This is a genomic window from Aeromonas taiwanensis (assembly GCF_000820165.1).
GTDB classification, from domain to species: Bacteria; Pseudomonadota; Gammaproteobacteria; order Enterobacterales; family Aeromonadaceae; genus Aeromonas; species Aeromonas taiwanensis.
In genome coordinates this window covers 26,906-38,834 of sequence record NZ_CDDD01000087.1, presented here as the reverse complement: position 1 = coordinate 38,834, position 11,929 = coordinate 26,906, and the positions used below count along the sequence as shown (strand labels likewise).

Below are 11,929 nucleotides of genomic sequence, written 5' to 3'. Positions count from 1 at the left end.
ACGTTTTATGCCTTATCGGCAGCGGCCTTGTGCGCGATCGAAAGGTTCTCGTGCTTGAGGGTCATGGCCAGCAGCACGATGGAGAGCACGCAGGAGACGGTCAAGACCATGAAGCCGCCGTCCCAGCCGAAGTGGTCCACGGTGTAGCCCAGCATGGCGTTGGCGGCAACGGCGCCCCCCAGGTAACCGAACAGCCCGGTGAAGCCTGCCGCGGTACCGGCCGCCTTCTTCGGCGCCAGCTCCAGGGCATAGAGGCCGATCAGCATGACGGGACCATAGATGAGGAAGCCGATGGCGACCAGGGCCATCATGTCGATGGTCGGGTTGCCGGCCGGGTTGAACCAGTAGACCAGCACGGCCAGAGTCACCAGCACCATGAACAGGATGCCGGCCGGGGCGCGGCGGCCCTTGAACATCTTGTCCGAGATCCAGCCGCACAGCAGGGTGCCCGGGATGCCCGCCCACTCATAGAGGAAGTAGGCCCAGGAGGAGTGATCCACGCTGAAGTCCTTGGCCTCTTTCAGATAGGTCGGAGCCCAGTCCAGCACGCCGTAACGGATGAGGTAGACGAAGGCGTTGGCGATGGCGATGTACCACAGCAGCTTGTTGTGCAGCACGTACTTCATGAAGATCTCCTTGGCGGAGAACTCCTGTTCGTGGCTGGCGTCATAGTCCTTCGGGTAGTCGTTCTTGTACTCCTCGATGGGGGGCAGACCGACGGATTGCGGGGTGTCGCGCATCACGAAGAAGGCGATCACCGCGATGGCGGCAGCGGCGGCGGCCGGCACATAGAAGGCGCTGCGCCAGTCGTTGAACCAGCCCATGCCGAGGATGAACAGCGGGCCTATCATGCCGCCACCCACGTTGTGGGCCACGTTCCAGACCGAGACGATTTCGCCCCGCTCCTTCTGTGACCACCAGTGCACCATGGTGCGACCGCAGGGGGGCCAGCCCATGCCCTGTACCCAGCCGTTCAGGAACAGGAGCACGAACATGATGGCGATGCTGGAGGTGGCCCAGTGCATGGTGCCCATCATGAACATGATGCCGGCCGAGAGCAGCAGGCCGGCGGAGAGGAAGTAGCGCGCGTTGGATCTGTCCGACACGTTCCCCATCAGGAACTTGGAAAGACCGTAGGCGATGGAGACCCCGGAGAGGGCCAGACCCAGATCGCCACGGGAGAAGCCCTGCTCGATGAGATAGGGCATCGCCAGACTGAAGTTTTTCCGTACCAGATAGTAACCGGCATAGCCGAAGAAGATCCCGAAGAACACCTGCCAGCGCAGGCGCTTGTAGAAGGGATCTATCTTGTCTGCCGGTAGCCTGTCTATGTGGGGGGCAGGCTTGAAGAGACTAAGCATGTTCTGCTTCCTTGTTGTTGTTATGGGCGTAGAGGGTGCCCCGGTCACGCTGCGATCAGATGAGTCCCCATTCGCAAGCGAGCCAATTGTGCTCATATGTGAGCATTTAATCTGTGATGGGAACGGAATTATTGCAGTTTTATTACAAAATAAATCACTAAATGAGTGATCGCTCATTGCGTGCCAGCCCGCGTCGATCAAGGGATTCAACTACTCCCTAAGTAGTATTTGGTGCATTGTCAGTTGCTTTTCGTCACATTTTCTTAGCAATGAATGGGATCTTGCCCACATTTCCGGTGGCGGGGATCTGGTGAATTGGCACAGAAGGTTTATTTTCTCTCTCGTCCAAGAACGAGCGCAAACGAGCATAACGTTTGCGGAGGCTCAAACAACAAGAAGAAACGTTTTCGGACGCAATAAATGGGACTGCAAGATAACGAAACGGAACATCAAACCTACTGTGGGTGGATATAAGGAATAACAACTATGAGCATACAAAGACCCAATACCCTGCTTGGCGAATGTCTCGCCGAGTTCATCGGCACCGGCCTGCTGATCTTCTTCGGCGTCGGCTGCGTGGCCGCCCTGGTGCTGGCTGGCGCCAACTTCGGGCAATGGGAAATCTCCATTACCTGGGGCCTGGGCGTTGCCATCGCCATCTATGTGACCGGCGGCATCTCCGGTGCCCACCTCAACCCTGCCGTGACCCTGGCCCTGATGACCTTCTGCGGCTTCGACAAGCGCAAGGTGGTGCCCTTCATCATCGCCCAGATCGCCGGTGCCTTCGCCTCCGCCGCCCTGGTCTACGCCCTCTACAGCAACCTGTTCACCCAGTGGGAACTGACCCACAACGTGGTACGCGGCAGCATCGAGAGCCTCGGCACCGCCGGCATCTTCTCCACCTACCCCAATGCCCTGCTCTCCAACATGCAGGCCTTCGCGGTCGAGATGGTGATCACCGCCGTGCTGATGCTTGGCATCATGGCCCTGGGTGACAACAACAACGGCGCCCCCAAAGGCTTCGCCGCAGCCCTGCTGATCGGTATCCTGATCGCGGTGATCGGTGCCTCCCTCGGCCCCTTGACCGGCTTTGCCATGAACCCGGCCCGTGATTTCGGTCCCAAACTGTTTGCCTTCGTCGCAGGCTGGGGTGATGTTGCCCTGACCGGTGGTCGCGACAACCCCTACTTCTGGGTCCCCATCCTCGGCCCCATCGTCGGCGCCCAGATCGGTACCGCCCTGTACGTGAAAGTGCTGGCTCCCTGCGTCCCGGGCAACCGCGTCGCCGCCGAAGAAGCCACCAAGCTGTCTAACAAAGAAGAGGCCGCCGCCTGAAAGCGGTCCCCCCAACGTGGAAAACAAGAACGTGGAGAACATCATGTCTGCTGATAAAAAATATGTCGTCGCGCTGGATCAAGGCACCACCTCCTCCCGTGCCATCGTCTTCGATCAGGATGCCAACATAGTCGCGACCTCCCAGCGCGAATTCACCCAGCACTACCCGAAAGCGGGTTGGGTGGAGCACGACCCCATGGAGATCTGGGCGACCCAGTCCTCCGTCTTCACCGAAGTGCTGGCCAAAAGCGGCCTGCACAGCGAGCAGATCGCCGCCATCGGCATCACCAACCAGCGTGAAACCACCGTGGTGTGGGAAAAAGCCACCGGCAAGCCCATCTACAACGCCATCGTCTGGCAGTGCCGCCGCACCGCGGCCATCTGCGAGGAGCTCAAGGCCCGCGGCCTGGAAGAGTACGTTCGCGAGAACACCGGCCTGGTGCTGGATGCCTACTTCTCCGGCACCAAGGTGAAGTGGATCCTGGACAACGTGGAAGGGGCCCGCGAGAAGGCAATGAACGGCGAGCTGCTGTTTGGCACCATCGACACCTGGCTGGTGTGGAAGATGACCAACGGCGAAGTGCACGTCACCGACCCGACCAACGCGTCGCGCACCATGCTCTACAACATCCGCGATCTGAAGTGGGACGAGCGCATGCTGGACGAGCTGGGCATCCCCATGTCCATGCTGCCACAAGTCAAACCCTCCTCCGAGGTCTATGGCTACACCACCCGTGGCGGCGGCTCCCGCATCCCCATCGCCGGCATCGCCGGTGACCAGCAGTCCGCCCTGTTCGGCCAGCTCTGCTTCGAGAAAGGCATGGCCAAGAACACCTACGGCACCGGCTGCTTCATGCTGATGAACACCGGCACCGAGCCGGTTCGCTCCAGCAACGGCCTGCTGACCACGGTCGCCATCGGCCCGAAAGGGGAAGTGAACTACGCGCTGGAAGGGGCCGTGTTTATGGGCGGTGCCACCATCCAGTGGCTGCGTGACGAGCTCAAGATCATCCACGATGCCCGCGATACCGACTACTTCGCCTCCAAGGTGGGCGACACCAACGGCGTCTACCTGGTGCCGGCCTTCGTGGGCCTGGGCGCCCCCTACTGGGATCCGTATGCTCGCGGCACCATGGTCGGCCTGACCCGTGGCGCGAACCGCAACCACATCATCCGTGCGGCGCTCGAATCCATCGCTTACCAGAGCCGCGACGTGCTGGATGCCATGCAGCAGGACTCCGGCATCAAGCTGGCGGCCCTGAAGGTGGATGGCGGCGCGGTCGCCAACGACTTCCTGATGCAGTTCCAGGCCGACATGATGCACACCCCTGTGGTGCGTCCGACCCGGATCGAGACCACCGCCATGGGCGCCGCCTTCCTGGCCGGCCTCGCCGTCGGCTTCTGGAAGAGCTCGGAAGAGCTGGAAGACAAGTTCAGCGTGGACCGCGAATTCATCCCCCAGATGGACCGCGACGATCGCGCCAAGCGCTACAACGGCTGGAAGAAGGCGGTCGAGCGTTCACGCCGCTGGGCAGAAGAGGAGTGATCGGGTAACCGATATCCTTGAAATGAAAGCAGAAGAGGCCGACAGCGATGTCGGCCTCTTTTTATTGGCGCTCGCAAGCACCCTCGGTTCCCTCCCCTTGCCAAGGGGTGGGAGAAATTGACCCCTCCCCCTCGTGGAGGGGGAGGCCGGGAGGGGGTTGGAACTGTCGGCATGCCCTCTATAACGCCTCAGCGCCGAGTTGCTCCTTGAGAAAATCCAGCCAGACCCGCAGCCGGATGTCCCGCTGGGCATCGGAATAAAAGACCGCATTGATGGGGCGCGAGGCACCGCTGTTGCTGCGGGCAAGCACCTCCACCAGGGCGCCGCTCGCCCGATCATCCCCCGTCATGAAGTCCGACAGGCAGACGATCCCCTGCCCCGCCAGCGCCAGCTGACGCAATGTCTCGCCGCTGCTGGCCCGCAGGGTCGGGGTGATGGAGAACCTGTCCCCCTGCTCCGTGCTCAGCAGCGGCCAGTGGTTCAGGTGATCGGGGTGCAAAAAGCCGAGCAGCTCGTGACCCGCCAGCAGATCCGCCGGCTGGCGCGGGGTACCGCGCGCCTCCAGATAGGCCGGGGATGCCAGCAGCCGCAGCTTGGATCGCCCGAGCGGGAGGGCCCGCAGGGAGGAGTCGGTCAGCTCGCCGATGCGAATGGCCATGTCCACCCGCCGCTCCATCAGGTTGATAAAGCCCTCCGAGCTGTGCAGTTGCAGCTCGATCCCCGGATAACGGCGGCGAAACTCGCCGATGATGGGCACCAGCCGGTGCAGGATGAAGGGGGTGGCGGCATCGACCCGCAGCACGCCCTCCGGCTGCTCCCGACGCATCAGCAGCAGCCCCTCCGCCTCGCTCATCTCGGTCAGGATCTTCACCGCCCGCTGATAGAACCAGCTCCCCTCCTCGGTCAGGCTGACCCGGCGGGTGGTGCGATTGAGCAGCACGGTGGCGAGCTTCTCTTCGAGGCGCTTGATGCCCCGGCTCACCACCGAGTTGTCCATGCCGAGGTTCTCCGCCGCCTGGCGAAAGCTGCCCGCCTCCACCACGGCCACGAACAGGGTCAGTTCATCGGAATGGGTCTTCATTGCTGTCATCCTGGCAAGAGTGATGGGCCTTTATAGGCGCAATGGCCGGGAGTTGGCAAGGCAGGCGTCACTTCGTATCGTGACACTCCGCCTGTTTTATCTTCCCCCATGTCTGTACAATGCCGCCTGATGGCACCGTATGGCGCCACACCATGACAGGGACGATGATATGACATTCGAATACAGGCTGGCCGCCGCCCATAGAGAGCTGGCCGACAAGGGCGTGCAGGAACTCAACTACAACCCGCCGATCATCTGGCTGCTGCGCAAGGCGGGACTCACCGTCAGGCCGCCCCACTACGAGCGCTTTCTGGTCAACATCCTTGCTCTGGGTCTGCCCATCGGCGCTATCTGGGGGATGTTGATGTGGTTCTTCGGTTGGCAGCATGAGGCGAGCCTGGGGTTTGCCCTGCGCCAGGGACTCCTGTTTGGCATAGGGGTCGGTCTGCTGATGGCGACCTGGCTCTGGTTTCGGCGCAAGCAGCTCAAGCTGACCCCCTGGGACGCCTTGCCCCACTCCACGATCCGCACGCAAAAGCGCTGGCAGCCCAGATAGATGACACCCGGCCTCACTTATCAGCAGGGAGCGGTACCTTATGAAAGCCCATGAAAAACTGAACTATGTGGAGTTTGCGGCCAGGGATCTCGCCGCCACCCAGGCCTTCTTCACCGCCGCCTTTGGCTGGCAGTTCGCCGACTACGGCCCCGATTATTGCGCTTTCGAGGGAGAAGGGCTGGATGGCGGCTTCTATCGCGCCGAACTGTGCAACCAGAGCGCGCAAGGCGGCGCTCTCCTGGTGTTTTACAGCGCCGATATCGAGGCGACCCTGGCGAAGGTGAGCCAGCATGGCGGCACCATAGTGCGCCCCCTGTTCGACTTCCCCGGCGGCCGCCGTTTCCACTTTGTCGAGCCCAGCGGCAACGAGTTTGCCGTCTGGTCGGAGCCGGCCCAGATTTGATGACGAGGGGTAGCCCGGCTGCCCCCGGCTTAAAGTCACCTTCACTTAGCGTGCCACCTTCCTGCATTGGCTGGCGTCGCCGCCCTGATTGCTGCGCTTATCCCAATAGTGTTTTGCAACTGCTGCCCTGTATCCCCCAGTCTAGGGCGGGCATACTGGCCTTCGACATTGCAAGGAGGTCCAGATGCCATCCCCCATCACAGTGATTGCCCGGCTTGACGCCAAACCCGAATTTGCCGACCGGTTTCGCGCCGCCTTGAACCCCTTGATTGCCGCTACCCTGCAAGAGCCGGGGTGCCTTCGCTACCAGCTGCACCAAAGCCTGGAGAGCCCCCATGGCTGGATGTTGCACGAGGAGTGGGAGAGCGAGGCCGCCCTCGACGCCCACCAGCAGCAGCCCCACTTTATCGCCTTTGCCAGCCTCGCCGCCCCCTGGTTTGCCAACCGGGTCGTGAGCCGCTACCGGCGCGTCTGATATCCCTGCGGCCCACCCTCTGTCCGCCTAGGGGCGGGTCGGCACAAGATTGAGCGTACAAACAATAACCTGAGGAATTGAATGATGAAGATGCCCAACCTGGGTCTTGGAACCTTCCGCCTGAAAGATCAGCCCCTGCGCGACTCCCTGCTCCAGGGCCTTGAACTTGGCTATCGCCATATCGACACCGCCCAGATCTATGACAACGAGGCTGAAGTGGGCCAGCTCATGAGCGAAAGCGGCGTGCCCCGCCAGGATATCTACCTGACCACCAAGGTGTGGACCAGCGAGTTCGGCCCGGGCAAGGTGATCCCGAGCCTGGAAGCGAGCCTGGAAAAACTCGGCACCGACTACCTGGATCTCGCGCTTATCCACTGGCCCTCCCCCCAGGATGAGGTGCCGATGGCGGTCTATCTGGAGCAGCTGGCCGAGGCCAAAGCCCGGGGCCTGACCCGGGAGATCGGGGTTTCCAACTTCACCGTGGCCCAGCTTGAACAGGCCATCGAGATCCTGGGACCGGGCGCCATCACCCACCAGCAGGTGGAGATCCACCCCCTGCTGCAAAACCGCAAGGTGGTGGAGTTCTGCCAGGCCCATGACATCGCCATCACTGCCTATATGCCGCTCGCCTATGGCAAGGTGCTCACCGAGCCGCTGCTGATGGAGATCGGCAAGCGTCACGGCGTCTCTGCGGCCCAGGTGTCGCTCGCCTGGCTGCTGGCCCAGGGCATGACGGTGATCCCGAGCTCCACCAAACGGGAAAACCTGGCCGCCAACCTGGCGGCGCTGAAGGTGCAACTCACTGCCGAGGAGATGGCGGCCATCGCCACCCTGGACAGAGGCGAGCGCTGCGCCAACCCGGACTTTGCACCGGCTTGGGACTGATCCGGGGCGATCACGCAGCACCACACACAACGACAAGCGGGAGGCACTGTGCCTCCCGCTTTTTTATTTGGCGCCATGCATCATTCGTCCTATCCCCCCGTCGCGATTGCTGCAAATTCACCAAAAGTCATTTGATATCGCCGCCATTTTTGCCAACAAAGGTCATCGTCATACTGGCGCCATTCTCCCGTCGGGAGCCACCATCCAAGGAGTTGTTATGCCACTGGCGTTATTTGCCCTCACCTTAAGTGCCTTTGCGATCGGCACCACCGAATTCGTGATCGTGGGACTTATTCCCACCATCGCGGAGCAGCTCAATGTCTCGCTCCCCTCGGCGGGCCTCCTGGTCAGCCTCTATGCCCTGGGGGTGGCTATCGGCGCCCCCGTGCTCACGGCACTCACCGGCAAGGTGCCGCGCAAGTGGCTGCTGGTGGGGCTGATGGCCCTCTTCACCGCCGGCAACCTGCTCGCCTGGCAGGCCCCCGGTTACGAGAGCCTGATCGTCGCCCGCATCCTCACCGGGCTGGCCCACGGGGTCTTCTTCTCGGTGGGCAGCACCATCGCCACCGGCCTCGTGGCCAAAGAGAAGGCGGCCAGCGCCATCGCCATCATGTTCAGCGGCCTCACCGTGGCCCTGGTGACCGGCGTGCCCCTCGGCACCTGGATTGGTCAGGTGTTCGGCTGGCGCGATACCTTCCTGGTGGTGAGCCTGCTCGGGGTCGTCGCCATGGTGGGCAGCCTGCTGCTGATCCCAAATAACCTGCCCCAGGGCGCGGCCTCTACCCTCCGCGAGCAGCTCTCGGTGCTCACCAAGAAGCCGCTGCTGCTGGTCTACGCCAAGACGGCGCTCGGTTACGGCGGCGCCTTCACGGCCTTTACCTTCCTCGCCCCCATCCTGCAACAGGTGAGTGGCTTCAGTGCCGGTGCCGTGAGCCTCATTCTGCTGGTGTACGGAGTGTCGGTCGCCGTCGGCAATATCTGGGGCGGCAAGCTGGCCGACAAGATGGGCCCATTGCCCGCGCTGAAGCTGCTGTTTGCCGGCCTAGCCATGGTGCTGCTGGTGCTCACCTTCACCGCGCCCCATCCGGTGCTGGCGGTACTCACCGTGCTGGTGTGGGGCGCCTTCGCCTTTGGCAACGTGCCCGGTCTGCAGGTGCTGGTGGTGAAACAGGCAGAGCACCATGCTCCAAACGCGGTCGACGTGGCCTCCGGCCTCAACATCGCCGCCTTCAACGTCGGCATTGCCCTGGGCTCCGTGGTCGGCGGCCTGGTGGTGGAACACCTCGGCCTGATGCACACCCCCTGGATTGGCGCCCTTATCGTGCTCTTGGCTTATGGTCTGACCCATCTGAGCGAACGCCAGGCCACCCGCCTAGCCCCTGCGATCTAGGAAAGAACGCAACAAAAAGGCCGACACTGGGTGTCGGCCTTTGTCATATCCAGCGGCGGGGCTCAAGACTCCTTGAGATCCTCATCGGCGGCCCAGCGGGCCTCCAGCCAGAGCAGGTTGACCAGGCCGCACAGCAGGGCGAAGCCCAGTCCCAGCATCCAGGTGAAATACCACATATCGAAGACTCCCAAGTTCGTGTCAGTAGAGGCTATGGCCGTGCTGGCGCACCTGCTCGGTGCTCACCTTGCCGCGCACCACCCGGTAGACCCAGAGGGTATAGCCGATGTTGACCGGCATCAGCACGGCGACGATCCCCAGCATGATGAAGAGGGTGCGCTCGCTCGAGGTGCCGTCCCACAGGGTCAGGCTGCTCGCCGGATCCAGGGACGAGGGCAGCACGAAGGGGAAGAGCGCGATGGCCACGGTCAGCATCATGACGGCGCAGGCACCGCCGCTCGCGGTGATCGCCAGGCGCGGCCTGCCAGAGGCGCTTGCCAGGGCGCTCAAGAGCGGCAGCAAGAGACCCGAGGCCGGCACGGCCCAGAGCACAGGGTGGGCGGCGAAGTTGCCAAGCCAGCCCGCCGGTACCGCCGCTACCTCTTTCATCAGCGGCGTGAGGGCCCCGTTGAGATCGCCGATGGCCGCTATCCGGTAGCCATTCATCTGGCCGAGCCAGAGCCCGCCAATGGCAAAGAGCAACGTCGCCAACGGGCCGAGCCAGAGGCTGTGGCGGGCGCTGCGCCGGGCGATCTCCCCTTGAGTCTTGCACTGCAGGAAGCTGGCGCCATGCAGGAGCAGCAGCGCCAGCGCCGTCCCTATGCAGGTCAACAGCAGCGGCCAGTGGAAGTCAAATGCACCATAGTGGATGCGAAGGGCCGTATCGAAGCGAAACGGCAGCCCCTGCAGCAACAAGCCCAGGGTGGCGCCAAACACCAGGGTCGGCAGCAGACCGCCCACCACCAGGGCGCGATCCCACCAGCGGCGCCAGACCGGGTCCGGCAGCTTGCTGCGATAGTCAAAGCCCACCGGACGCAGGAAGAGGCCGAACAGCAGGAACATGAAGGGGACGTAGAGCGCCGAGAAGGCGGCGGCATAGACCAGGGGCCAGGCGGCGAACAGGGCGCCGGCCCCGGCGATGAGCCACACCTGGTTGCCCTCCCACACCGGCCCCACGCTGTTGAGCAGCACCCGCCGCTCCTCGTCGTTCCTGGCCACCACCGGCAGCAGCATGGCCACGCCGAGATCGAAGCCGTCCATCACCACGAAGCCGACGAGCATGAAGAGCACCAGCCCCCACCAGATCAATTTCAGGGTTTCGTAATCCATCAGGCAGGACTCCCGTTTTGCAACACTTCACCTTGATAGCGACCCGTCTGCAGGCTGGCAGGCCCTTTGCGGATCACATGACGCAACAAGAACAGCTCCACCACCAGCAGGCTGGTGTAGATGAGGAAGATGGCGATGAGGCTGAACCAGAGCTGGCCCGGTTGCAGCAACGACACCGAGGCCGACACCGGCAGCACGTCGCTGATGGTCCAGGGCTGGCGACCGAACTCCGCCACGAACCAGCCCGCCTCGATGGCAATCCAGGGCAGCGGGATAGACCAGAGCAGGGCCCTGAGCAGCCGCGGGGATTGCACCAGCCTGCCCCGGCACAGCTGCAGGAAAGCGGCGGCAAAGAGCGCCAGCAGCACCACGCCGATGCCCACCATCAGGCGAAAGCTCCAGAACAGCGGCGCCACCTGGGGGATGGAGTCCTCCACCGCCCGGGCGATGGCCCCCTCGTCCGCCTTGCCGATCTCCTTGGCATAGGGGGTGAGCAAGAGGCCGTAGCCCAGATCGCCGCGGTGGCGCTCGAAGGTGGCGCGGGCCGCCTGGTTGCTGCCGTCGGCCCGCATCGCTTCGAGCGCCTCGTGGGCCAGCATGCCGCTGCGAATGCGCGCCTCGTGCTGCGCTTTCAGATCTTTGAGGCCCGTCACCTGCTCATCCAGGGAGCGGGTGGCGATGATGCCCATCAGATAGGGGATCTTGATGGCCGCGTGGGTGGTTTCGGCACGCTGATCCGGCAGGCCGAACAGGGTGAAAGAAGCCGGGGCGGGCTCCGTCTCCCACTCCGCCTCGATGGCGGCCAGCTTCACCTGCTGCACCTCCCCCGAGCGATAGCCCGACTCGTCCCCGAGCACGATGACAGAGAGGATGGCCGCGAGGCCAAAACCCGAGGCGATGGCAAAGGATCGCAGGGCGAAACGCACCTCCATGCCGCGCAGCAGATACCAGCTGCTCACCCCCATCACGAACAGGGAGGCTGCCACATAGCCCGCCGCCACCGTGTGGACGAACTTGACCTGGGCCACCGGGTTGAAGATGACCGCGGCCACGTCCACCAGCTCCATGCGCATCGTCATGGGGTTGAACTCGGCGCCGACCGGGTTCTGCATCCAGCCGTTGGCGATGAGGATCCAGAGGGCGGAGAGGTTGGAGCCGAGCGCCACCAGCATGGTCACCAGCAGGTGCTGACCCCGGGAGAGCTTGTCCCAGCCGAAGAAGAACAGACCCACCAGGGTGGACTCCAGGAAGAAGGCCATCAGCCCCTCCACCGCCAGCGGCGTGCCGAAGATGTCGCCGACGTAGTGGGAGTAATAGGCCCAGTTGGTCCCGAACTGGAACTCCAGGGTGATGCCGGTGGTCACCCCCATCACGAAGTTGATGCCAAACAGCTTGCCCCAGAAACGGGTGATGTCCTTGTAGATCACCTTGCCGGTCATCACGTAGGCCGACTCGGCGATCACCAGGATCCAGGACAGCCCCAGGGTGAGGGGCACAAACAGAAAGTGGAACATCGCCGTCGCCCCGAACTGCATTCGGGAGAGGCTGACCACATCATCCAGGCTTATCAT

The 11,929-nt window shown here is 63.1% G+C and carries 12 protein-coding genes; 7 read left to right on the top strand and 5 right to left on the bottom strand.

Annotated elements, in window-relative coordinates; translation table 11 throughout:
• Positions 1 to 5: 5 nt before the first annotated feature.
• A complete protein-coding gene (glpT, locus tag BN1136_RS15130) occupies positions 6 to 1,361 on the bottom strand; it encodes a glycerol-3-phosphate transporter (protein ID WP_043761624.1) in 1,356 nt (451 codons plus the stop codon).
• Positions 1,362 to 1,847: 486 nt separating this feature from the next.
• Between glpT and BN1136_RS15125 the strand changes: the two genes are divergently transcribed.
• A complete protein-coding gene (locus BN1136_RS15125; RefSeq protein WP_043761626.1) occupies positions 1,848 to 2,696 on the top strand; it encodes an MIP/aquaporin family protein in 849 nt (282 codons plus the stop codon).
• Positions 2,697 to 2,739: 43 nt separating this feature from the next.
• Positions 2,740 to 4,242 carry a glycerol kinase GlpK gene (gene glpK, locus BN1136_RS15120; protein ID WP_043761721.1) on the top strand — a complete coding sequence of 501 codons (1,503 nt, stop codon included), beginning with the start codon at positions 2,740 to 2,742 and terminating at the stop codon, positions 4,240 to 4,242.
• 178 nt (positions 4,243 to 4,420) lie between these two features.
• Here the strand turns inward: glpK and BN1136_RS15115 are convergent, their stop codons facing one another.
• The gene (locus tag BN1136_RS15115; RefSeq protein WP_043761628.1) at positions 4,421 to 5,323 is read right to left on the bottom strand and encodes a LysR family transcriptional regulator; all 903 of its coding nucleotides are present in this window, start codon (positions 5,321 to 5,323) and stop codon (positions 4,421 to 4,423) included.
• Positions 5,324 to 5,492: 169 nt separating this feature from the next.
• On the opposite strand from BN1136_RS15115, the gene BN1136_RS15110 reads away from it, so the two are divergent.
• From BN1136_RS15110 to BN1136_RS15090, 5 genes are all read left to right on the top strand, one after another.
• Complete coding sequence (locus BN1136_RS15110; protein WP_043761630.1) at positions 5,493 to 5,879, top strand: DUF6404 family protein; 387 nt, start codon at positions 5,493 to 5,495, stop codon at positions 5,877 to 5,879.
• Between the two features lie 40 nt (positions 5,880 to 5,919).
• A complete protein-coding gene (locus BN1136_RS15105) occupies positions 5,920 to 6,282 on the top strand; it encodes a VOC family protein (protein ID WP_043761633.1) in 363 nt (120 codons plus the stop codon).
• 184 nt (positions 6,283 to 6,466) lie between these two features.
• The gene (locus BN1136_RS15100) at positions 6,467 to 6,757 is read left to right on the top strand and encodes a putative quinol monooxygenase (protein WP_043761636.1); all 291 of its coding nucleotides are present in this window, start codon (positions 6,467 to 6,469) and stop codon (positions 6,755 to 6,757) included.
• A gap of 81 nt (positions 6,758 to 6,838) precedes the next feature.
• Positions 6,839 to 7,642, top strand: a complete 804-nt coding sequence (gene dkgB, locus BN1136_RS15095) for a 2,5-didehydrogluconate reductase DkgB (protein WP_043761639.1) — start codon at positions 6,839 to 6,841, stop codon at positions 7,640 to 7,642.
• Positions 7,643 to 7,859: 217 nt separating this feature from the next.
• A complete protein-coding gene (locus tag BN1136_RS15090) occupies positions 7,860 to 9,032 on the top strand; it encodes an MFS transporter (RefSeq protein ID WP_043761641.1) in 1,173 nt (390 codons plus the stop codon).
• A 62-nt stretch (positions 9,033 to 9,094) separates the two neighbouring features.
• On the opposite strand, the gene BN1136_RS15085 is transcribed toward BN1136_RS15090, so the two are convergent.
• Genes BN1136_RS15085 through BN1136_RS15075 form a run of 3 tightly spaced genes read right to left on the bottom strand, consistent with a single transcriptional unit; the run spans position 9,095 to position 11,929 of the window.
• On the bottom strand, positions 9,095 to 9,208 hold the full coding sequence (locus BN1136_RS15085; protein WP_043761643.1) for a CydX/CbdX family cytochrome bd oxidase small subunit: 114 nt from the start codon (positions 9,206 to 9,208) through the stop codon (positions 9,095 to 9,097).
• A 22-nt stretch (positions 9,209 to 9,230) separates the two neighbouring features.
• Complete coding sequence (cydB, locus tag BN1136_RS15080) at positions 9,231 to 10,358, bottom strand: cytochrome d ubiquinol oxidase subunit II (RefSeq protein ID WP_043761645.1); 1,128 nt, start codon at positions 10,356 to 10,358, stop codon at positions 9,231 to 9,233.
• Positions 10,358 to 11,929, bottom strand: a complete 1,572-nt coding sequence (locus BN1136_RS15075; RefSeq protein ID WP_043761646.1) for a cytochrome ubiquinol oxidase subunit I — start codon at positions 11,927 to 11,929, stop codon at positions 10,358 to 10,360. The genes cydB and BN1136_RS15075 overlap by 1 nt, the downstream gene beginning before the upstream one ends.